Source organism: Variovorax sp. CAN15, assembly GCF_030462475.1.
In the GTDB taxonomy this organism is placed as follows: Bacteria; Pseudomonadota; Gammaproteobacteria; order Burkholderiales; family Burkholderiaceae_C; genus Variovorax.
On sequence record NZ_JASMRZ010000040.1, the window covers coordinates 13865 to 36283 of the forward strand.

21 protein-coding genes are annotated in these 22419 nt (G+C 66.8%); 13 read left to right on the forward strand and 8 right to left on the reverse strand.

The genetic code is table 11. From position 1 onward, the window contains the following. Positions 1-11: 11 nt before the first annotated feature. The 5 genes from QMO14_RS21395 to QMO14_RS21415 all read right to left on the reverse strand — a co-directional run bounded on the left by QMO14_RS21395 (position 12) and on the right by QMO14_RS21415 (position 6400). Entirely contained in the window at positions 12-923 is a 912-nt protein-coding gene (locus tag QMO14_RS21395) for an ABC transporter permease (protein WP_301509589.1), read from the reverse strand. Between the two features lie 158 nt (positions 924-1081). After that, complete coding sequence (locus QMO14_RS21400) at positions 1082-2671, reverse strand: ABC transporter substrate-binding protein (protein ID WP_301509590.1); 1590 nt, start codon at positions 2669-2671, stop codon at positions 1082-1084. Positions 2672-2702: 31 nt separating this feature from the next. Continuing rightward, the gene (locus QMO14_RS21405) at positions 2703-3971 is read right to left on the reverse strand and encodes a M20 aminoacylase family protein (protein WP_301509591.1); all 1269 of its coding nucleotides are present in this window, start codon (positions 3969-3971) and stop codon (positions 2703-2705) included. Between the two features lies 1 nt (position 3972). After that, positions 3973-4953 (reverse strand): ABC transporter permease, encoded by a 981-nt coding sequence (locus QMO14_RS21410; RefSeq protein ID WP_301509592.1) that lies wholly within the window; start codon positions 4951-4953, stop codon positions 3973-3975. Between the two features lie 184 nt (positions 4954-5137). Next, on the reverse strand, positions 5138-6400 hold the full coding sequence (locus QMO14_RS21415; protein WP_301509593.1) for a porin: 1263 nt from the start codon (positions 6398-6400) through the stop codon (positions 5138-5140). Positions 6401-6679: 279 nt separating this feature from the next. On the opposite strand from QMO14_RS21415, the gene coq7 reads away from it, so the two are divergent. Further along, positions 6680-7309: a 2-polyprenyl-3-methyl-6-methoxy-1,4-benzoquinone monooxygenase gene (gene coq7, locus QMO14_RS21420; RefSeq protein WP_301509594.1), complete on the forward strand. Its 630-nt coding sequence runs from the start codon at positions 6680-6682 to the stop codon at positions 7307-7309. 17 nt (positions 7310-7326) lie between these two features. On the opposite strand, the gene QMO14_RS21425 is transcribed toward coq7, so the two are convergent. Continuing rightward, positions 7327-7776 carry an OsmC family protein gene (locus QMO14_RS21425; RefSeq protein WP_301509595.1) on the reverse strand — a complete coding sequence of 150 codons (450 nt, stop codon included), beginning with the start codon at positions 7774-7776 and terminating at the stop codon, positions 7327-7329. Between the two features lie 282 nt (positions 7777-8058). On the opposite strand from QMO14_RS21425, the gene QMO14_RS21430 reads away from it, so the two are divergent. Continuing rightward, on the forward strand, positions 8059-9297 hold the full coding sequence (locus tag QMO14_RS21430; protein ID WP_301509621.1) for a porin: 1239 nt from the start codon (positions 8059-8061) through the stop codon (positions 9295-9297). A 124-nt stretch (positions 9298-9421) separates the two neighbouring features. Here QMO14_RS21430 and QMO14_RS21435 read toward each other — a convergent pair whose 3' ends face one another. Then, positions 9422-10552, reverse strand: coding sequence for a hypothetical protein (locus tag QMO14_RS21435; RefSeq protein ID WP_301509596.1), 1131 nt, complete (start codon positions 10550-10552; stop codon positions 9422-9424). A 50-nt stretch (positions 10553-10602) separates the two neighbouring features. Between QMO14_RS21435 and ilvA the strand changes: the two genes are divergently transcribed. Next, positions 10603-12219 carry a threonine ammonia-lyase, biosynthetic gene (gene ilvA, locus QMO14_RS21440; protein WP_301509597.1) on the forward strand — a complete coding sequence of 539 codons (1617 nt, stop codon included), beginning with the start codon at positions 10603-10605 and terminating at the stop codon, positions 12217-12219. A 58-nt stretch (positions 12220-12277) separates the two neighbouring features. On the opposite strand, the gene QMO14_RS21445 is transcribed toward ilvA, so the two are convergent. Beyond that, positions 12278-12814, reverse strand: a complete 537-nt coding sequence (locus QMO14_RS21445; protein WP_301509600.1) for a hypothetical protein — start codon at positions 12812-12814, stop codon at positions 12278-12280. A gap of 131 nt (positions 12815-12945) precedes the next feature. On the opposite strand from QMO14_RS21445, the gene gspG reads away from it, so the two are divergent. The 10 genes from gspG (at position 12946) to QMO14_RS21495 (ending at position 22418) form a co-directional block, all read left to right on the forward strand. Next, positions 12946-13386, forward strand: coding sequence for a type II secretion system major pseudopilin GspG (gene gspG, locus QMO14_RS21450; RefSeq protein ID WP_184634988.1), 441 nt, complete (start codon positions 12946-12948; stop codon positions 13384-13386). Continuing rightward, positions 13361-13882 carry a prepilin-type N-terminal cleavage/methylation domain-containing protein gene (locus QMO14_RS21455; protein WP_301509604.1) on the forward strand — a complete coding sequence of 174 codons (522 nt, stop codon included), beginning with the start codon at positions 13361-13363 and terminating at the stop codon, positions 13880-13882. Before gspG ends, QMO14_RS21455 begins: the two co-directional genes overlap by 26 nt. Then, entirely contained in the window at positions 13879-14268 is a 390-nt protein-coding gene (gspI, locus tag QMO14_RS21460; protein ID WP_301509605.1) for a type II secretion system minor pseudopilin GspI, read from the forward strand. Before QMO14_RS21455 ends, gspI begins: the two co-directional genes overlap by 4 nt. Before the next feature lie 3 nt (positions 14269-14271). Then, positions 14272-14967, forward strand: a complete 696-nt coding sequence (locus tag QMO14_RS21465) for a type II secretion system protein J (protein ID WP_301509606.1) — start codon at positions 14272-14274, stop codon at positions 14965-14967. Then, positions 14964-15980, forward strand: coding sequence for a type II secretion system minor pseudopilin GspK (gene gspK, locus QMO14_RS21470; protein WP_301509608.1), 1017 nt, complete (start codon positions 14964-14966; stop codon positions 15978-15980). The genes QMO14_RS21465 and gspK overlap by 4 nt, the downstream gene beginning before the upstream one ends. 126 nt (positions 15981-16106) lie before the next feature. Beyond that, positions 16107-17318, forward strand: a complete 1212-nt coding sequence (gspL, locus tag QMO14_RS21475; RefSeq protein WP_301509610.1) for a type II secretion system protein GspL — start codon at positions 16107-16109, stop codon at positions 17316-17318. Continuing rightward, complete coding sequence (gene gspM / locus QMO14_RS21480; RefSeq protein ID WP_301509612.1) at positions 17315-17866, forward strand: type II secretion system protein GspM; 552 nt, start codon at positions 17315-17317, stop codon at positions 17864-17866. Before gspL ends, gspM begins: the two co-directional genes overlap by 4 nt. A gap of 16 nt (positions 17867-17882) precedes the next feature. After that, entirely contained in the window at positions 17883-18683 is an 801-nt protein-coding gene (gene gspN, locus QMO14_RS21485) for a type II secretion system protein N (protein WP_301509613.1), read from the forward strand. Positions 18684-18688: 5 nt separating this feature from the next. Next, a complete protein-coding gene (gene gspD / locus QMO14_RS21490; RefSeq protein WP_301509615.1) occupies positions 18689-21010 on the forward strand; it encodes a type II secretion system secretin GspD in 2322 nt (773 codons plus the stop codon). 16 nt (positions 21011-21026) lie between these two features. Further along, the gene (locus QMO14_RS21495) at positions 21027-22418 is read left to right on the forward strand and encodes a GspE/PulE family protein (RefSeq protein WP_301509622.1); all 1392 of its coding nucleotides are present in this window, start codon (positions 21027-21029) and stop codon (positions 22416-22418) included. The last annotated feature ends 1 nt before the right edge of the window (position 22419 follow it).

Consider the following 22419-nt stretch of genomic DNA (forward strand, 5'->3'; position numbering starts at 1 on the left):
CGCTACCTCTCTCATCGCAGCCGGGGGTTCAGTGCGTCGCGCAGCCAGTCGCCCAGCAGGTTCACGCTGAGGGCGATGAGCACCAGCATCAGGCCCGGGAACACCGTGATCCACCATTCGCCCGAGAACAGGTACTGGTTGCCGATGCTGATGAGCGTGCCCAACGAAGGCGAGGTCGGCGGCACGCCCACGCCCAGGAAGGACAGCGTCGCCTCGGTGATGATCGCCGTCGCCACCTGGATCGTGGCCAGCACCATCACGGGCCCCATCACGTTGGGCAGCACGTGGCGCAGCATGATGCGCAGCGGCGCCACGCCGGTGACGCGCGCGGCCTGCACGTATTCCTTGCTGCGCTCCACCAGCGTGGAGCCGCGCACCGTGCGCGCGTACTGCACCCAGCCCGTCAGCGAGATGGAGATGATCAGCACGCCGAAGGCGAGCGACTCGTGCGCGCCGGGAAAGAGCGCGCGGCCGACGCCCGCGATGAGCAGCGCGACCAGGATGGGCGGGAACGACAGCATCACGTCGCACACGCGCATGAGGAAGGAGTCGAGCCAGCCGCCGAAGAAGCCGGCGAGCAGCCCCAGCAACACGCCGACCGCCACCGACAGCACCACCGACACGAGGCCGACGATCAGCGAGATGCGGGCGCCGTAGATCACGGCCGAGAGGATGTCGCGGCCCTGGTCGTCGGTGCCCAGCAGGTATTTGGAAGAGCCGTCCGCGCTCCATGCGGGCGGCAGGCGCGCGTCACCGAGTTCGAGGGTGGCGAGGTCGAAGGGGTTGTGCGGAGACACCCATCCTGCGAACACCGCGCAGAACACGCAGACCAGCGCGATGAGCGCCGCCGCCATGGCCACGGGCGAGGTGCGGAAGCTGTAGCCGACATCGCTGTCGAGCCAACGGGCGAGTGTTTTTTTCATCGCCGGGCCGCTCCAAGGTGAAAAGCGGCCGCCTCGGGGGGCAGCGGACCTTGCGCAGCAAGGCGAGCGTGGGGGTTATTTTTCATCGTGAGGCAAAAAGGAATGGGCCCGCAAGAAGCGGGCCCATGGTCAGGCCGCCGCGCGAGCGGCCCGCTGTCTTACGGCTTGATGCTCATCCACTTGAAGGGCATGTAGTTGTCGGCCATCTGCGTGAGCGACACCTTCTTGCTGACGCCCCAGGCCAGCGTCTGCTGGTGCAGCGGCAGGTGGCCGATGTCGCCGGAGTGGATGTCGAATGCCTCCTTGATCATCGCGTCGCGCTTGGGCTTGTCGGTTTCCGACTGGATCTTCTTCGTCAGCTCGTCGAGCTTCGGATTGCAGTAGGCGCCCAGGTTGAACTGGCCGGCACCGGTCTTGTCGTCGGGGCACGCCATCAGCGCGGTCAGCGCGTTGTGCGAGTCGTAGGTGGTCGGGGTCCAGCCCAGCATGTAGAAGCTGGTGTCGCGACGCAGCACCTTCGGGAAGTAGGTGCCCTTGGTCTCGGCCGCAAGGTTGATCTTGACTCCGATCTTCGCCAGGTTGGCGGCCACGCTCTGGCAGATCTGCCCGTCGTTCACGTAGCGGTCGTTCGGGCAGTTCATGGTGACTTCGAAGCCGTTCGGATAACCGGCTTCGGTCAGCAGCTTCTTGGCGGCCTCGACGTCGTAGGGCAGGCGCTTGTCCTGCTCGGCCGTCCAGCCGTTGATGCCGGGGCCGACCATCAGTGCGGTCGGGCGCGAAGCGCCGCGCATGACGGTCTTCTGGATGCCGACGATGTCGATGGCCTGGTAGAAGGCCTGGCGCACGCGCTTGTCCTTGAACGGGTTCTTGCCCTTCACGCTGGAGTAGAGCAGTTCGTCGCGCTTCTGGTCCATGCCCAGGAAGATGGTGCGCAGCTCGGGGCCGGCGATGACGCGGGCCGTGGGGCTGGCGTTGACACGCGCGATGTCCTGTACCGGCACGGGCTCCATCACGTCGACCTCGCCCGAGATCAGCGCGGCGACGCGCGTGGCGGGGTTGGCGATGGGCGTGAAGATGATCTCCTGCGCGTTCCCTTCGATCTTGCCCCAGTAGGTCGGGTTGCGCGTGAACACGGTGCGCACGTTGGGCTGGCGCTCGCGCACTCGGTACGGGCCGGTGCCGTTGGCCTTGAACGATGCCGTGTTCTCGATGCCCTTGCGGCGGTCCACGGGCGTGACGGCCTTGTTTTCCTCGCACCATTTCTTGCTCATGATCATGAGCTGCGTGATCACGTCGGGCAGGATCGGGAACGGCCCCTTGGTCTCGATCTCGATCGTGTGCGAGTCGACCTTGCGCACTTCCTTGATGTCGGTGGTGTTCGACTTCATGTCCGAGCCTTCACCCGAGGCGCGCGCGAAGCTGAAGAGAACGTCGTCGGCCGTGAACGGCGTGCCGTCATGGAACTGCACGTTCTTGCGCAGCTCGAAACGCCACACCGTGGGCGAGGTCTGCTTCCAGCTGGTGGCCAGCAGCGGCGCGACGCTCAGGTCCTTGTTGCGCCCGACCAGCGTTTCATACACGTTGGCGGTGGTGCTCAGCTGCAGCGACTCGTTGAGCGAGTGCGGGTCCAGCGATAGCGCATCCCCCTGGTTCGCGATGCGGATGGTCTGCGCGCCGGCGACCATGCTGACGGCGCTCAGGGCGCACAAAACGGCGGCCGCAGCCACATTCTTCTTGGTGAAACTCATGGGAACACTCCTCGGGTTGGAATCGAACAAATCACGTCGCCGCGGTGGCGGCTGCTTTCCCTGGCTGCGCACCGCGGGTAGCGGCAAGCGGCATGCCCTGCTCGATCAGGCCGGCATGCAGCGCGGCCCCGAGCGGCAGGATCTCGTCGTTGAAGTCGTAGCGGCTGTTGTGCAGGTAGGCGCCGTCGCGCACGTCCTGCCCGATGCGCAGGTAGGCACCGGCCTTCTTCTGCAGCATGAAGGAGAAATCTTCGGCGCCCATGCTGGGCTCCATGCTGCGCTCGACATTGCGCGCGCCGACCAGCGACTCCGCCACGTCGGCGGCGAACATGGCCTCGGGCGAAGTATTGATGGTGGCCGGGTAGATGCGCTCGTACTTCACGCTGGCGGTGGCGCCGAAGCCGGAGGCAATGGCCGCGCAAAGCTCGTTGAGCCGCTGCTCGACCTGCGCCTGCACGCGCGAGCTGAAGGTGCGCACGGTGCCGACCAGCGTGGCCTCTCCGGGCACCACGCTCATCGCGCCCAGGTCGCCGGCCTGCATCGCGCAGATGCTGATGACGGCGGCGTCGATGGGGCGCACGTTGCGCGAGATGATGGACTGGGCCGCGGTGATGATGTGGGCCGCGACGATCACAGGGTCGACGGTCTGGTAGGCATGCGCACCGTGGCCGCCCTTGCCCTTGATCTCGATGGTGATGCGGTCGGCCGCGGCCATCATCGCGCCGCGGTTGATGCCGACGGTGCCGGCCGGCATGGCGGGCCAGTTGTGCATCGCATAGACGGCGTCGACCGGGAAGCGGTCGAACAGGCCGTCCTCGATCATCACGCGCGCGCCGGCGAAGCCTTCCTCGCCAGGCTGGAAGATGAGCACCGCGGTGCCGTCGAAGTCGCGCGTCTCGGCGAGGTAGCGCGCGGCGCCGACCAGCATCGCGGTGTGGCCGTCGTGGCCGCAGCCGTGCATCAGGCCGTCGCAGGAGGAGCGCCAGCCGAAGTCGTTGTCCTCGCGCATGGGCAGCGCATCCATGTCGGCGCGCAGGCCGATCATGCGGCCGCTGGCTGTCGAGCGGCCGCGGATGACGCCGACCACGCCGGTCTTGCCGATGCCCTCGTGGATCTCGTCGACACCGCAGGCGCGCAGGGCCTCGCGCACGCGCCCGGAGGTGTAGACCTCCTCGAAACCGAGCTCGGGGTGTGCGTGCAGGTCGCGGCGGAAAGCGGTGATCTCGGGGTAGTAGCTGGCGATATGCGCGAACGCGCGGCCGGAAGCCTTGAGACGCGGGGCCACAGCTGTCGTCGTCATCTCAGTGCCCTCCCGCCTTGCCGACGCGCAGGCGTGGATCGACCACGAAATACAGCAGGTCGACCACGAGGTTGATCACCACGAAGATCAGCGCGATGAGGCACAGGTAGGCGGCCATCACCGGGATGTCGGCGAAGGTCACGGCCTGGATGAAGAGCAGGCCCATGCCGGGCCACTGGAACACCGACTCGGTGATGATCGCGAAGGCGATGAGGCCGCCGAGCTGCAGGCCGGTGATGGTCATCACGGGCACCAGCGTGTTCTTGAGCGCATGGCCGAAGTGGATGGCGCGGTTCGACAGGCCCCGTGCGCGCGCGAACTTGATGTAGTCGGTGCGCAGCACCTCCAGCATCTCCGCGCGCACCAGCCGCATGATCAGCGTGAGCTGGAAGATCGCCAGCGTCACCGCCGGGAGCACGATGTGCTGCCAGCCGTCGACGCTGAAGAGGCCGCTGGTCCACCAGCCGAACTTGACGGTCTCGCCCCGGCCGAAGCTCGGGAACCAGCCCAGCGTGACCGCGAAGACAAGGATCAGCAGGATGCCGATGAGGAAGGTCGGCAGCGACACGCCGAGCAGCGATACCGTCATGAACACCTGGCTCATGAAGGTGCCCCGGCGCAGCGCGGTGTACACCCCCATCGGAATGCCGATGAAAAGCGCCAGCACCGCAGCCACGAGCGCGAGTTCGAGCGTGGCCGGAAAGCGCTCGCCGATCAGGCGCGACACCTTCGCGCCCTGGCGCAGGCTCAGGCCGAACTCGCCCTGGGCCGCATTCACGAGAAAGTGCCAGAACTGCACGAAGAAGGGTTGGTCGAGCCCCAATGCGGCGCGCAGCTCGCGGATCTGCTCGGGCTTGGCGTCCTGTCCCAGAAGGAACACGACGGGGTCGCCAACGTATTGGAAAAGAAGGAAGGCGATGAACGCGACCGCGATCATCACGATCACGGCCTGGATCAGGCGGCGCAGTACAAAGGCGATCATTCAGCAAGCAAAGTGAACGGGCATGCTAGCAGTGCAAGGTGCGTGCCCGCACGGTGGTTCCCCGGGGGTGCACATCGTGATTTCCCGAGGGAATACGGGGAAGGTCCGGACGAAAAAAAGCCACTCGACTTTCGTCGAGTGGCTTTTGACTTTTCAATCGAAGCTGGCTTGCGCCAGCGTCAGATTAGAAAGCGTGACGGATACCGAAGTCGTAGCCGGTGGAGCTCTTCGGGGTGAAGGCGCCAGCTGCGTTGTTGTAGAAGGCCGGGCCGCCAACCGTCAGGCCAGCACCGTTCTTGTTGCTGACGCGAGCGATCGTGGCGTACAGAGCCGTGCGCTTCGACAGGTTGTGCACGTAGCCCAGAGCGATCTTGTTAGCCTTCGGATCAGAGTTGTTGACCGCGAACGGGTTGAACGGCTGGTTCGTGTCGTACTTGACGTGCGACCACGAAGCGCGGATCAGGCCAGCGCCGACCGGCACGGTCACGCCGAGCAGGTAGCCGGTCAGATCGATGTCAGGACGGCCGCCCAGGAGAGGCGTCACTTCGTAGTCGATCTTGTTCTTGGCCTTCGACAGTTCACCGAACAGCTTCACGGGACCGAAGTCATACGAAGCGCCCAGGTTCAGGGTGTTGACCTTGGTGGTCGTGCCAGCGTAGTAGTTGTCGCCGACCGTGCTGCTGCCGTAAGCCAGCGCAACGTCCAGAGGACCGTTTGCGTAGCCGAAGCGGCCGCCGATGTAGCGACCTTGACGCTGGCTGTTGGCCACGTCAGGCGTGTAGATGCCCGAGCTGTACTTGGTCTTCTCGGCCATGCCGTACTGGAACTGGCCATAGAAGCCGCCCAGGTTCGGGGGCAGGAAGTAGCCGATCGTGTTGCTGGCGCGCACGTAGTTGCTGGAACCGACGTTGCTGAATGCACCGGTCGAAGCAGCAGGCGTACCGAAGGCGCCGAACGTGCCATTGGCCGTCGAAATCAGGTTGGTGCCAACGCCGTTGGTGCCGAACGGGTCGAACACGGTGTCGTTCCAGAACGTCGGGGTGTAGTCACGGCCCAGACGGATTTCACCGAAACCGCCCGACAGGCTCACGGTCGAACGACGAGCGAACGTCGCGATACCTTGCTGGCCGTCGTCGTTGGAGATCGGGGCTTCGAGCCAGAAGCTGGCAGCCAGGCCGCCGCCCAGGTCTTCCGTGCCACGGAAGCCGATACGGCTCGAGTTGTAACCCGAGTTAGCCAGTTCACGACGGCTGGTCTTGACCGAACCTTGGTTCAGGTAGACGGGGATGCCGAAAGCATTGGGGAACACGGTCGCGCGGTCGTCGCGGGCGGTGCTCGAATAGCCGCTGATCGACGCGTCGACCACACCAAACAGCGTGACGGACGACTGAGCCGAGGCAACACCGGCAACAGCCAGGGCAGCCAGAGCAACTAGAGATTTTTTCATTGCAAGTTTCTCCAAGGTTAAACATAGGGCTCCGGTGCGAAGGGCTCACCGTGACTGGCACTTTTGTGCTCCCACCGGACCCCGGGCCAACCTCCTTTTGGGAAGTTGATGCTATTGCACCAGAGCCGCTGCGGCAGGGCAAAACAAATCTCCCGAAATCTTGGGTGGCTCGCGCGTTTCGTTGCACGCCTGCAACAAAGGACTTAGCCCCTGAAACACCACATTATGGAATTCAGAGCGGATCGCCAAGGCATTCCGCAGGTGCGTTCAAATAGGCGCATGACGTTCATGATCGACCCCGTCCTTGCCGTGGCGGACTCGGCGTTGCGCACGCTTTTCGCCCGTCCCCATGCCACGCGCGACCTGCCAGTCCCGTCCCAAGCCCAGGGTGAGCTGACCGACGCCGATCGCCGGAAAGCCGGCGCCCTGATGCGGGTAAACCACGTGGGCGAGGTCTGCGCCCAGGCGCTTTACACGGCGCAGGCGGCCGTGGCGCGCGATCCCGCCCTGCGCGCCCATTTCATCGAGGCAGCGCACGAGGAAACCGACCATCTGGCGTGGACTCGCCAGCGGCTGGACGAACTGGGGGCGCGTCCCTCCATCCTCAATCCGCTCTGGTATGCGGGAGCTTTAGGGCTGGGCCTCATCGCAGGGAGACTGGGAGACCCTTTGAGCCTCGGTTTCGTGGCAGAAACGGAACGGCAGGTGGAGGCGCATCTCGACAGCCATCTGGACCGTCTTCCGGTCCAGGACAGCGCATCCAGGGCGGTGGTCGAGCAGATGAAGCTCGACGAGGCCCGCCACGCGTCGCAGGCAGTCGATGCCGGGGCGGCGGAGCTCCCGGCGCCAGCCAAGGCCTTGATGCGCGTGGCTTCCCGCGTGATGACCACACTGGCGCACCGCATCTGATCCAGCCGTTCTCCTGCTCAGGTTTCGATCAGTTCGAAACTGGTTGTGATCTCGGCCGTCTTGGCCAGCATGATGCTGGCGGAGCAATAGGTTTCGTGGCTCAGCGCAATCGCGCGCTCCACGGCAGAAGCGGGGATTCCCTTGCCAGCCACGGTGAAATGCATGTGGATCCTGGTAAAGACCTTGGGATCCTTCTCGGCGCGCTCGCTGGTCAGCTTGACGCTGCAGCGCTCGACGCGATGCCGCCCACGCTTCAGGATCAGCACCACGTCGTAGGCAGTGCACCCTCCCGTACCGGCCAGAACGGTCTCCATCGGCCGCGCCGCCAGGTTCTGGCCGCCGTTCTCGGGCTTGGCGGCGTCGGGGGCGCCATCCATCATCAGGACGTGGCCGCTGCCCGTCTCGGCAACGAAGCCCATGGCCGATCGCGTGCCCGCGTCGCCGGTCCAACTAACTGTGCATTCCATGGTTTTCGGGGTTCCAGGTCGAGGATGCCGGGCAAAATGCACGCCAACATCCATTTGTGTGTGGGAAAAGCATCACTCGCTTGTTGCATCGCAACAAACAGCCGATATACTTTATTTCATTGCGCAAACGTATGCGCACCCAGTTGTCTCCTCCACCCTTCCAATTGGTGGATTTAGCCCCGAGCTGCAAAGCTCGGGGCTTTTTTCTTTCCGAACTACCCTCCAGAGTGCCCCAGTTCGTCCCGTCGCCACTCTAGTTTTCGCGCCGGAAGGGCAGTTGCTCTGGCTGCCCTGGCTGTTGCCGGTGTTGCCTCGGCTCAGTCGTCCGTCACGCTGTTCGGTGTGGTCGACGCATCGATCAGCGGTTACTCGTCCAGTTCGCGTGACCTGAAGCCCACCGTGCTGGCCAACAGCTTCGGCGCTCCCACCTACACGAACCGGGGCAGCGTCAAGGTCAGCCGTACGGCACTGGCCCACTCGGGCTACAACACCAGCCGGCTGGGTTTCCGTGGTACGGAAGACCTGGGTGGTGGCCTGGCAGCCAGCTTCTGGCTCGAAGCGCCCATTACCAATGACGACGGCGCCACCGGCGTTTCGACCTTCGCCCGTCGCTCGACCGTGAGCCTGTCGGGTGGTTTCGGTGAAATCCGCCTGGGCCGCGACTACACCCCGACGTTCTGGAACGACACAGTGTTCGACCCCTTCGGCGCCAGCGGTGTGGGCGCCAACCTGATCAACACTGCCAACGGCTACAACGCCGAGACCTATGGTGCCAAGGACACCGGCGGTTTCGGGGGCAACCAGAACTATGCCCGCGCCAGCAACTCGATCGGCTACTTCCTGCCGTCCAACCTCGGTGGCTTCTATGGTCAGGTGATGTACGCGTTCCACGAGAACGACAAGTACAGCAACGGCGGGTTCACGCCAAAGGACAGCAGCACCTCGAAGAGCCGCGCCGGCCGCTACATCGGTGGTCGCTTCGGCTATGCGAACGGCCCGCTGGACGTGGCGGTGTCCTATGGCAACAGCACGGTCGCCGATCAGTACTACGCAGGCACCACGGACTACGTGAAGACGTTCAACCTGGGCGCTTCGTATGACTTCGGTCCCGTGAAGCTGTTCGGCGAACTGTCGCGCGCCAAGAACTCGCGGGACTATGCAATCACGCCCATCATCGGAGCCCGCCCGGACGTGGATCTGAACGGCTACCTGCTCGGCGTGACCGTGCCCGTCGGCCCGGGGCTCATCCGTGCAGCTTACTCGGCCGTCAAGTACGACTACAACCAGCCGTTCAATCCGTTTGGCTTGAACAACCCCGATCCAAAGGCGAACAAGCTCGCGCTGGGTTACGTGCACAACCTGTCGAAGCGAACGGCTCTGTACGCGACCATCGCTCGCGTGAGCAACAAGAACGGCGCATCGCTGACGGTAGGCGGCCCCGGCTTCTACAAGGCCTCCGAGAACGTGTTCAAGCCGAAGACGTCGACGGGCTACGACTTCGGCATTCGCCACGCATTCTGAGCGTCGAACTCTTCAAGTTCTTTGCCTGACCCCGATGCTGGCTCCTGCCAGTTCGAAGCGGCAACCAAGCCTCAAGTCGCCCGGCTCGCGCCGGGCGGCTTTTTGCCGTTCTGCCCGTTCCGTTTCAGTTCGTCCGGCTTCGCCGGCTCTGCAGCAATCCCACATTCATTTCTCCGCTCAGTACCGACGCGTAGAAACGCTCGACCATGTTGACGCTCGTGCGCGCGTTGCGCGCCAAGGTCAGCATGTCGATTCCCTGCCCGTACAGCAGCCGCAACGTGATCGCGGTGTGGCGCAGGCAGTACAGGGTTCGCGATTGGCCCAGCGGTCCCTTCTCGAGCCCCGCTTTCTCGAGCACCCAGTGAAAAAAGAAGTTGAGCACCGCCAGCGCATGCTCGCGGTTCTTCAACTGCGGCATGAAGAGATAGTCCTCCGCACCGCCATATCCGTGCTGTGCACGGTAGTCGAGCAGGCATTCGTAAACCCGCACGGCGGGGCACAGACTCACGATGGGCTGGCTGTGCCGCTTGGTCTCCGGCAGGTTCATCCGCAGATAGACGTGCTTGCCGCGCACCACCTCGATGTGCTTGTGCTTCATGAACTTGATGTCGCTCGGCCGCACGAAGGTGTTGACCATCCAGCGGACGAGCCACGGCAGTTCGTCCGGCATTGCAAGCAACTCGCGCGCGATCCAGAAGCGTTCGCCCGCCGCGAGCTGATCGAGCACGGGGTGCGAGTGCCCACGCAGGCTACGCGCCGTCTTGATGATCGCGCGGTACTCCGCAACGCTGAAGCTGCCACGCGGCTGGCTGCGCACCTTGACCTTCGGAAAGGCAGGCGCATCCCGAAGCAAGCCAATGTGGACGCCGTGCATCACCACCTTGCGCAGCAGCACAAGGTACTGGGCAATGGTCGTGCTGGTGAAGCCCTGCTCGCCAAGGTGATCGATCAAGCGTTGCGCGTCGGCAGTCGCGAACGACTGCACCGGTACATCGCCCAGCAACGGAACGATGTGCGCACGCAATCTGTTGCCCATCACCTGCCATGTGGCACGCCCGATTTCTTTTCGCTGAACGCGCGCGGCCTCCGCCTGCATCAGCTTCTTCGAAAGGTCGCTGACAGAAATTGATAACAGATTTTGCTCATTTGTAATTAGATCGGCGGCCGTTTGGATCGCGGGATAGGTGCGTCCAAAAAATCCCGAATCATTTGCAGCTGGGGCCTTGCGGAAGAGGTTTATGACATTTGTGTCCATGCCATATCTCGCATGCAATCTCGATGCCTCTTATCATCGGCAGTTAGCAAATGAAAACTCCCTCGGAAAAAATCGTGCAAGACGCACCTCTTAAAACAAAACTCACGCCCGCCGACTATCTCAGAAAAATACTCAATGCCCGGGTCTATGACGTCGCAGTCGAATCCGCGCTCGAGAAGGCGCGCGCGCTCAGCGAACGACTGGGCAACACCGTTCTATTGAAACGTGAAGACCAGCAGCCGGTTTTCAGCTTCAAGTTGCGCGGGGCCTATAACAAGATGGCGCATCTGAGCGCCGAGCAATTGGCAAGCGGCGTGATTTGCGCTTCGGCCGGCAATCACGCGCAAGGCGTTGCATTGGGCGCTCGCAAGCTCGGCACTCGCGCGGTGATCGTGATGCCGGTCACCACGCCCAAACTCAAAATCGATGCGGTGCGTGGTTTCGGTGGAGAAATCGTGCTGCACGGCGACAGCTATTCGGATGCTTATCTGCACGCGCTCGATTTGCAGTCAAAGCAGAACCTGACCTTCGTCCATCCCTTCGACGATCCCGACGTCATTGCCGGCCAGGGCACCATCGCCATGGAGATCCTTCGTCAGCATCAAGGTCCGCTGGATGCGGTGTTCGTCGCAATCGGCGGCGGCGGCCTGATCTCCGGCGTGGCCAACTACATCAAGGCGGTGCGTCCCGAGGTCAAGGTGATCGGCGTACAGATGAACGACTCCGACGCGATGATGCAATCGGTCGCTGCGCGCCAGCGCGTGAATCTTCCGGATGTCGGGCTCTTCTCGGATGGCACGGCCGTCAAGCTCGTCGGGGAGGAAACCTTCCGCATCGCCAGCGAACTGGTCGACGACTACATCGCCGTCGATACCGATGCCGTGTGCGCCGCCATCAAGGACATCTTCGTGGACACGCGCAGCATCGTCGAGCCGGCAGGCGCGCTGGCGGTCGCGGCCATCAAGGAATACATCGCGCAGCACGGCCGGCATGGGGAAACCTATGCGGCGATCCTGTGCGGCGCGAACATGAACTTCGATCGGCTGCGTTTCGTCGCCGAACGCGCCGAGGTCGGCGAGGAGCGCGAGGCCCTCTTCGCCGTCACCATGCCCGAGGAGCGCGGCAGCTTCCGCCGCTTCTGCGAACTGATCGGCGAGATGCCCGCCAGCGAGTCGGAAGCGCCGGGCACCGGCGGCGGCGCGCTGCGCAACGTGACCGAGTTCAACTACCGCATAAGCGATGCAGCCAAGGCGCACGTGTTCGTCGGCCTCACGACCTCGACGCGCGGCGAATCGGCCGTCATCGCACGCGCCTTCGCCGCGCACGGCTTCGACGCGCTCGACCTCACACACGACGAACTCGCCAAGGAGCATCTGCGGCACCTGGTGGGCGGGCGTACCGGCCTCGCGCACGACGAGCGCCTGCTGCGCTTCGTGTTCCCCGAGCGACCGGGGGCACTGCTCAAGTTCCTGAGCCTGATGCAGCCGAGCTGGAACATCAGCCTGTTCCACTACCGCAACCAGGGCGCGGACTACGGCCGCATCCTCGTCGGCATGCAGGTGCCGGCCGGCGAATCCGCCGAGTTCGACGCTTTCCTCAAGACGCTGGGCTATCCCTACGTCGAGGAAACGGCCAACCCGGCATACCGGCTCTTCCTGCAGGCCTGAAAAAGCAGAAGCCGGCGCAAGGCCGGCTTCGCTTCATCGATGCGAGATCCCGAAGAGGCTATTGGGCAGCCGGTTGTTGCTGCTGCTGGAGCAGCGAGCCGCCCGGCGGCTGGGGCTGCATCTGCTGTTGCTGCGGCATCTGCGGCGGAGCCGCAACGGCTGGCATCACCGGTGGCGGCACAGCCACCATCGGTGCCGCTGCCAGCGGAGGGCTGGAAACACTGATCGGCGCACGCACCGGCAGTTGCAGCGTGAAGGCCGCCGGTCCGTCGGCATGCATGCCGATCGTCGCGGAGCGCAGGCCCACCGACTGCAGCACATAGCTCTCGCCGACCGTCGAGCCGACGCGGAACGGCCGTGGCGGCTTGCCATCGATGGAAATAAGCGCCGCACCCCACTTGGAGGGATCGGCCACCACACCCGCAAGAGCGAACCGGCTGGCAGCCTCCGGGGCCACAGGCGCCGTGCGGGACTCGGGCAGCACACCCAGCAGTCGCGCCACCGAATCCGAATCCGCCGCCACCGAGGGCCTGGGCATGGTCGCGGCCGCCGCAACGGCGTCGGTCGGCGACGCGAGCCGGAGTACCCAGAACACCGCGGCACCAGCCGCCAGCGCCCAAAGCCCCGTCGTTGCAAGTGGGGCATGCCAGCGGGCAGCGGAATAAGGACTTGTCATGGCCGCGGATTATCATGCAGCGCGCCTTCCGAATCATGTCTGCCCAAGCTATGAACAAATTCCTCCGTGCCGCTACCCGTACCGCCCAACGCGGCTTCACGCTGATCGAATTGATGGTGGTGCTGGTCATCATCGGCGTGCTCGCGGCACTCATTGTCCCCAACGTGATCGAGCGCGCCGACGACGCCCGTGTGACGGCCGCCCGGACCGACATCAACAACCTGATGCAGGCGCTCAAGCTCTACCGCCTGGACAACCAGCGCTACCCCACCGCCGAGCAGGGCCTGCAGGCGCTGCTCACGCGCCCCACCACCGGCCCGGCCGCCCCCAACTGGAAGCCCTACGTCGAGAAGCTGCCCAACGACCCCTGGGGCCATCCCTACCAGTACCTGAACCCGGGCATCAAGGGCGAGATCGACGTGCTCTCGTTCGGCGCCGACGGCCAGAGCGGCGGCGAGGGCAAGAATGCCGACATCGGCAGCTGGCAGTAGCAGCGGCAGCACGGGCGCGCAGCAGCCCCGCAACCCGCACCCACGCCTTCGCCCACCCCGTTCCGGCGGCTTCACGCTGCTGGAGCTGATCGTGGTGATCGCCATCATCGCGATCGCCACCGCTGCCGTGAGCTTCGCCATCCGCGACACCAGCGCCGCCAACCTCGACCGCGAAGCCGACCGCCTCGCGGCCCTGCTCGAATCAGCCCGCGCCCAGTCGCGCGCCAGCGGCATCGTGGTGCGGTGGCGGCCCGTCGAAGGCAGCTTCAGGTTCGACGGCCTGCTGCCCGGCTCGCTGCCCGACGGCTGGGCCGCCGAGGGCATCACCGCCCAGGTCTCGCTCGCCAACGGCACGCTGATTCCCGCGCTGCAGCTCGGACCCGACCCGATCATCGCGGCGCAGCAGGTCGTGCTGTATTCCGCCGGTCCGCCCGCGCGCGCGCTGCGCATCTCGACCGACGGGGTGCGCCCCTTCACCGTCTCGGCTGTTCAATGAGAAAAACGCGGCGCCCGTTCACTTCGCGCTCCCGCTGCGGCGGCTTCACGCTGATCGAGGTGCTGATCGCGCTCGGCATCGTCGCGATCGCGCTGGCCGCGGGCTCGCAGGCCACCATGTCGCTCACGCGCAATGCGCAGCGCCAGTCCGACCTGGTGCTGGCCGACCTGTGCGCCGAGAACGAGCTTGCCAAGGCCCGACTCTCGCGGCAGATGCCGGCGGTCGGCGACTCGGGCTCGATCTGTCTGCAGGCCGGCGTCTCGTTCAACGTGACCACCTCGACCATCCCGACGCTCAACCCGAATTTCCGGCGCGTCGACGTGCAGGTTCGCGACGAGGCCGACTCGCCCATCCTGCGCATCTCCACCGTGGTGGGGAGGTACTGAGCGATGCGGCAACACGCTGGCACCCGCACCACGCGCGGCTTCACGCTGATCGAGCTGCTCGTGGCGATCGCGGTGATGGCGCTGCTCTCGCTGATGAGCTGGCGCGGGCTGGAAAGCATGTCGCGCGCCACATCGCAGAACCAGCAGCGCGCCGATGCCGTGCTCACGCTGCAGGCCACGCTGGCGCAATGGGGCGCCGACCTCGACGCCGTGACCACGCTGGCGCAGACCCGCCCTATCGACTGGGACGGCCGCGTGCTGCGGCTCACGCGCCGCGGCAGCGACGACACGGCGCCCGCGGTGCAGGTGGTGGCCTGGACACTCAAGTCGGGCCCCGACGGCGTGCGCTGGCGGCGCTGGCAATCGTTGCCCTTCACCACGCGCGGCGAATGGCAGCAGGCCTGGAATCTCGCGGCCGCCTGGGCGCAGGACGGCGGCGCCGGCTCGAACGGCGGCTACAGCGACGTTGCGCTGGTGCCGGCCAACAGCTGGCAGATCTTCTTCTTCCGCGACAACAGCTGGGTGCCGGCCAGCCAGCTGCCCGTGGTCCAGCCCAATCCCAACAACCCCTCGGGCTCCGTCGTCGCCATGCCCGACGGCGTGCGCCTCGTCATCACGCTGCCGCCGGGCGAGGGCCTCTCGGGCACGCTCACGCGCGACTGGGTCAAGCCGACCGTCGGAGCGCCCAGAACCTCATGACGACGACACCCGAAAAAAGAGCAGCCGAAGGCGCACGAGGCAGTCAGCGCGGCGCCGCCCTGCTCGCCGCGATGCTGACGGTGATGCTCGTGGCCACCTTCGCCGCCGCGGCGCTGTGGCAGCAGTGGCGTTCGGCCGAGGTCGAGGGTGCCGAGCGAGGGCGCGTGCAGGCGGCCTGGGTGCTGATCGGCGCGCTCGACTGGTCCCGCCTCATCCTCGGGGAAGACGGCCGTGCCGGCGGGCCCGACCACCTGGGCGAACCCTGGGCCGTTCCGCTGGAGGAAGCGCGGCTCACCAGCTTCCTGTCGGCCGAGAAGAACGTTGCGAGCGATAACCTCGAAGGGCTGCCCGACGCCTTCCTCTCGGGCCGCATCGTCGATGCGCAGTCCAAGCTCAACGTGCTCTCTCTGGTGGACAACGGCAAGCCGGTGCCGGCGGCCGTCGCCACTTTCACCCGGCTGTTCAACCTGCTGGGCCTGCCCGTGTCGGAGCTCAGCCTGATGACCACCGGCCTGACCGCCGCGCTTGCCACCGGCACTTCGACCGATGGCAGCAACAGCGGCGGCGATTCCAGCGCTGCGCCGCTGATGCCGCAGCAGGTCTCGCAGCTGGTGTGGCTGGGCCTGTCGGCCTCGACGGCCGCGGCGCTCGAGCCCTACGTGACGATCCTGCCGGTGAAGACCACGCTCAACCTCAACACGGCGAGCGCCGAGGCGATCAGCGCCAGCATGGAGTCGCTCAACATCGCCAGCGCGCGCCAGTTGGTGGATCGCCGCTCGCGCGCCTTCTTCAAGGACATCGCCGCCGCCAACGCCGCCCTGCCCAGCGGCAGCGCGCCCTTCAACGCGGCCCAGCACGGCGTGGGCACCCAGTTCTTCGAGGTCTACGGGAAGCTGCGGCTCGATCGCACCTACGTGGAGGAACGCTCGTTGCTACGGCGAAGCGGTGTCACGGTGACGACGATCTGGCGCACGCGCGGCGCTGGCGCAACGGTCACTCCGGTCAAACCCTGATTTCGATGCATTATTTGTAGCCAAAAAGCCTTCCAAAGCGCGTCACATCAGCGTGATACGCTATTAAAAACAGAGCGCATTCGTGTCAGACGCGCACCTACAATCACCGGCTTTTCCAAGATCCACATGACTCCGCTGCTGCTCATTGCCCCTCTCCCTCCGGCCGATGCCGCGAGCGAGTACGACTGGGCCCAGGCAGGCGACGACGGCATTGCGTTGCGCAACCAGGGCCGGGCGTTGCTGGCGCTGCTGCCTTCGAGCCCCGAGGTCATGCTCGGCATTCCTTCGGCGGCGTTGTCCTGGCATCGCATCACGCTGCCGAAGGGCAGCATGGGCAGCGCCTCGAAGCTGCGCGCCGTGCTCGACGGCCTTCTCGAAGAACACCTGCTCGACGATCCCGAGGCCCTGCACTTCGCGCTCGAGCCCGACGCCAAGGCTGGCGCGCCCGTGTGGGTCGCAGCCTGCAACCGCATCTGGCTGCGCAGCATCGTGCACGGACTCGAAGCGGCCGGCCGGCGCGTGGTGCGCATCGTTCCCGAATTCACGCCTCAGCCGGCCGACGGCCCGCCGCAGCTGCTGGTGACGGGCGAGCCCGAGGCACCTCGGCTCACCGTATGCGATGCCGACGGCGTGGTCTCGCTGCCGCTGGCCGGCGCGGGGCAGGCGCTGTCGGGCAGCCTGCCGCTGGACACTGCCGTCATCTCCACAGAGCCCGCCGTGGCCGAGGCCGCCGAGGCCCTGCTGCAGCGCCGCGTGCCCATCGTGCAGTCGCCGCAGCGCTGGCTGCAGGCCGCTCGCACGCCCTGGGAGCTCGCACAGTTCGACCTCGCGGTCACCGGCCGTGCGCGCGCCGGCAAGAAGTTCGCCTCGGTGGTGCAGACGCTGCGCTACGCACCCGAGTGGCGCGCGGCGCGCTGGGGCGTGGTCGTGCTGCTGCTGACCCAGGTCATCGGTCTCAATGCCTGGGCCTGGAAGGAACGCAACGCGCTCGAGTCGAAACGCCAGGCCGCCAAGGCAATGCTGACCCAGACCTTCCCCTCCGTGAAGATCGTGGTCGACGCGCCGGTGCAGATGCAACGCGAGGTCGCGTCGCTGCAGCAGGCCGTGGGCGACGTGGCGAACAGCGACTTCGAACCCATGGTCGGCGCGCTTGCCGCCGTGCTCCCGCCCGGCAAGGTGCCGAGCGCCGTCGACTACAGCGCCGGCCAGTTGCGCCTGCGCGGCCTGGGGCTGCAGCCATCGGAGGTTTCCCAGATCACCGGCGCGATGGCGCCACGCGGCTACAACGTGCGCACCGAGGGCGACCTCCTGCTGGTACAGGCCGAGGCCAACCGATGAATTTCAGCGAACAGCTCAAGGCCCGCTGGGCCACCCTGGAAGTGCGCGAGCGCCGCATGGTCTACGCCGCCGCCGCGCTCGTGGCGCTGGCCCTGCTCTGGTGGATCGCGCTCGCTCCCGCGCTGCGCACCCTGTCGGCGGCATCGGCCGAGCACGCCCAGCTCGACGCGCAACTGCAGCAGATGGCCACCCTGCAGGCCCGCGCGAAGGCGCTGCAGTCCCAGCCGCGGCTGAATCGCGACGACGCGATGCGCGCGCTCGAAACCTCCGTGCGCGAAGGCCTGGGCGCGAGCAACGCGCAGCTCATGGCATCCGGCGGCGACGGCGCCGCCACCGTCTCGCTGCGCGCCGCGCCCGCCACCAACCTCGCCCAGTGGCTCGGCCAGGCGCGCGGCAATGCGCATGCGGTGCCACGCGAAGTCCACCTGACACGCGCACCGGCGTCGTCGCCCGCATCATCGTCGGCGCCCGCCGCCAAGGACGCGCCGAAGACGCCGCAGGTCCGATGGGACGGCACCGTCGTCATGGCGCTGCCCGCCGCCCGATGAGGAACTGCAGACCCGCATGCTGAGCCGCCATCCGCCCCCCGAACCCCGACCACGCCGCGGCTGGCGCTGGGCCCTGCTGGGCGCCGCCACCGGCGTGCTGCTGGCGGTGGTGCTGTTCGCGCCGGCGCGCTGGCTGTCGGCGGCGCTGTCGAACTGGAGCCAGGGCCGCCTCGTGCTGACCAATCCGCGCGGCACCGTGTGGAACGGCACGGCCGCCGTGGTGCTCGCCAGCGGCGCGGGCGGCATGCAGGCGGTGTCGCTGCCCGGCCTGCTGCACTGGCGCATGCGCCCGAACTGGAGCGGCATCGCCGCCAGCCTCGACCTGCCGTGCTGCGCCGCGCAGCCGCTCGAACTCAAGGCCAGCCCGCGCGCCGGCGGCATGTTGCTCGCCTGGCAGGACAGCCGCTCCCGCTGGCCCGCCACCCTGCTCATGGGCCTCGGCGCGCCCTGGAACACGCTCAAGCTCGAAGGCGCGCTCGACCTGAGCACCAAGGGCTTCTCGATGCAGTGGGATGGCCCCACGCTGCGCATCGCCGGCCAGGCGACGCTCGACGCCACCGATGTTTCCTCCAGCCTGTCGACCCTGAAGCCGATGGGCAGCTACCGGCTCACGCTCGAAGGCGGCAGCCGCCCCACGCTGCTGCTGAGCACGCGCGAGGGCAGCCTCGAACTGAACGGCAGCGGCAGTTGGACCGGTACTTCCTTCCGCTTCAACGGCGAAGCCAGTGCGGCGCCCGGCCGCGAAGACGCTCTTTCCAATTTGTTGAACATCATCGGACGGCGCGACAACGCGCGTTCGATCATCACCCTGGGTTGATCCTCATGATGAAGCCACTGTTTTCGACCGGCACCGTCGCGCTCGCCGTGCGCGTGCTGATCGCCGCCACGTTCCTGCAGGCCGCGCCTGCCGCATTCGCGCAGACCGGCGACGCGCCGCGCCGCGGCGAGCCGATCACGCTGAACTTCTCCAACGCCGACATCGAGGCCGTGGCCCGCACCATGGCGGTGGTCACCGGCCGCGACGTGGTGGTCGACCCGCGGGTGAAGGGCACGATGAACCTCGTCACCGACCGCGCGATCCAGCCGGCGGCGGCCTTCAACCAGTTCGCCTCGGCGCTGCGGCTGCAGGGCTTCGCGGTGGTGGAGGCCGACGGCCTCTACAAGGTGGTGCCCGAGGCCGACGCCAAGCTGCAGAGCAGCACCGTCAACACCTCCATCGGCGCCACGGCGTCGAACGGCAGCAACCAGATCGTCACGCAGATCTTCAGGCTCAACTACGAATCGCCGAACAGCCTGCTGCCCGTGCTGCGCCCGCTCATCCCGCCGAACAACACCATCAACGTGAACCCGGGCAACAACTCGCTCGTGATCACCGACTACGCGGACAACATGCGCCGGCTGGCGCGCATCATCGCGTCGCTCGACGTGCCTAACGCCTCCGACATCGAGATCATCCAGCTCAGGCATTCGGTCGCGACCGAGATGGTGCCGCTGGTACAGCGGCTGGTCGACGGCGGCGGCTCGGGCGCACCGGGGGCGCCGGCGGCTCCCGGCGCGGCGGACGCGTCGTTCCGCACCACGCTCATGGCCGATCCGCGCAGCAACTCGCTGATCATCCGCGCGGCCAATCCGGCGCGCGTCGCGCTGATCCGCGCGCTGGTCGACAAGCTCGACCGCCCCGCCGTCGAGGGCAGCAACGGCGCGGCCGGCAACATCTACGTGGTCTACCTGAAGAACGCCGACGCGGTGCGCCTCGCGGCCACGCTGCGCGCCGCGATGGCTGCCAACCAGGTGAACGCCACGCCGGGCACGCCGGGTGCCACGGCCAGCGCCGTGCCGCAGCAGAGCGCGCCGCAAGCGATGCAGGTGAACCTGAGTGGCGGCAGCCAATCCGGCGCCTCCGCCGCCGCCAGCGCGCCGCTCAACAACGCGAACCAGCCTTCCACCGGAGGCCAGATCCAGGCCGACCCGTCGACCAACTCTCTGATCATCACCGCGCCAGAACCGCAGTACCGCCAGATGCGCGCGGTGATCGACAGGCTCGACGGCCGGCGCGCGCAGGTCATGATCGAGGCGCTAATCGTCGAGGTGGGCGACACCGCCGCCGCGAAGTTCGGCGTGCAGTGGCAGAGCGCGCTGGGCAACAACGCCGTGCTCGGCACCAATTCGTCGGTGGCGGGCGCCAACCTGCTGACGCTGACGCAGGCGCTGGCCACCAGGAACCCGGCCAACCTCAACCTGAGCTCGGGCCTGAACCTGGGCGTTGCCGGCAAGATCGGCGGCCAGTACATCCTGGGCGCGATTGCCAGCTTCTTCGACAGCGACAAGGACGCCAACGTGCTGTCCAAGCCCAACCTGCTGACGCTGGACAACGAGGAAGCCAAGATCGTCATCGGCCAGAACGTGCCCTTCGTCACTGGCCAGTACGCGAGCACCTCGGGCTCCGTGGGCGTCAACCCGTTCACCACCGTCGAGCGCAAGGACGTCGGCCTGACGCTGCGCGTGCGCCCGACCATCAACGAGAACGGCACCGTGAAGCTGACGATCTTCCAGGAGACCTCCACGGTCGACCAGACCACCGTCAACAACCCCAACGGCCCCACCACCAGCAAGCGCTCGATCGAATCGAGCGTGCTGGTGGAAGACGGCGGCCTCGTCATGCTCGGCGGCCTGCTGTCGGACACCTACAACAACACGGTCGAGAAGGTGCCGGTGGCCGGCGACATTCCGGTGCTCGGCAATCTGTTCAAGAGCCAGGCCCGCACGCGCGAGAAGATCAACCTCATGATGTTCCTGCGTCCGGCGGTGATGCGCGACGCGAACGCCACCGAGGCCTTCGCGTACGACCGCTACGACGAGATCCGCGGCATGCAGCAGCGCTCGCAGCCCGACACCTCCAACGTCATGCTGCGCGGTGTGGACGGCTCGAACATCCTGCCCGAGCTGCCACCTTCGCGCGCCCTGGCGCCCACCTCGGCAGCGCCCTCTGCCGCCACCTCCGCGCGCGGCGGCTCCCGCCTCGAGGGCACGCAGCTGATCCCGCCGCCGCAGCCCGCCGCCGACAGCCGCAAGCTGGCGCCCAGCCCCCTGCGCGGCGCCCTGCCCCCCACCGCCGACCCGGTGAGCGCGCGGGAACTGCCCTGATACTGCCCCGATGTCCATGCGCTACCCCCTGCCCTACGCCTTCGCACGCAGCCAGCAGTTGCTGCTGGAGGAGACCGACGACGGCCGCTACACGCTTTGGATGTCGAGCCACCCGGCGCGCAGCGCGGTCGGAGAGGTCTCGCGCAAGTACGGCGTGCAGGCCTTCGAGGTGCTGGCCGACGGCCCCCTGGCGCAGCGCATCAGCGCGGCCTACGCGCAGGGCGAATCGAGCGCCGCCGCGGTGGTGAGCGAGGTGCAGAGCGACGCCGACCTCTCGCGCATGATGCAGGAGCTGCCGGCCGTCGAAGACCTGCTGGAGAGCGCGGGCGACGCGCCCATCATCCGCATGCTGAACGCACTGCTCACGCAGGCCGCTCGCGACGGCGCCAGCGACATCCACATCGAGCCCTACGAGCGCACGTCTTCCGTGCGCTTTCGCATCGACGGCACGCTGCGCGAGGTGGTGCAGCCGAACCGCGCGCTGCACGCGGCGCTGATCTCGCGCCTGAAGATCATGGCCGACCTCGACATCTCCGAGAAGCGGCTGCCGCAGGACGGGCGCATCTCGCTGCGCATCGGCACGCGCGCAGTCGACGTGCGGGTGTCGACGCTGCCGAGCGCGCACGGCGAACGCGCGGTGCTGCGCCTCCTGGACAAGAGCGAATCGAAGCTCACGCTCGAATCCGTGGGCATGCAGGGCGACACGCTGGAGCGCTTCGAGAAGCTCATCGCGCAGCCGCACGGCATCATCCTCGTGACCGGGCCCACGGGCTCGGGCAAGACCACCACGCTGTACGCCGCGCTCGCCCGGCTCGACGCCAGCCGCAGCAACATCATGACGGTGGAAGACCCGATCGAGTACGAGCTGCCGGGCGTGGGCCAGACGCAGATCAACGCCAAGATCGAACTCACCTTCGCCAAGGCCCTGCGCGCCATCCTGCGGCAGGACCCGGACGTGATCATGATCGGCGAGATCCGCGACTTCGAAACCGCGCAGATCGCCATCCAGGCCTCGCTGACCGGCCACCTCGTGCTGGCCACGCTGCACACCAACGACTCGGTCAGCGCCGTCACTCGCCTCACCGACATGGGCGTGGAGCCCTTCCTGCTGAGCTCGTCGCTGCTGGGCGTGCTCGCGCAGCGCCTCGTGCGCAAGGTCTGCACCTCGTGCGGCGGCGCGGGCTGCGATGCCTGCGGCCAGACCGGCTACCAGGGCCGCACCGGCATCTTCGAACTGCTGGTGGCGGACGACGAGGTGCAGGCGCTCATCCACGGCAAGGCGGCCGAGAGCCAGCTCTTCGAGGCCGGCGAACGCGGCGGCCTGCGCTCGATGCGCGAGGATGGCGAACGGCTGGTGCAGGCCGGCATCACCTCGCGCGCCGAGCTGCTGCGCGTCACGCGCGAGTAGC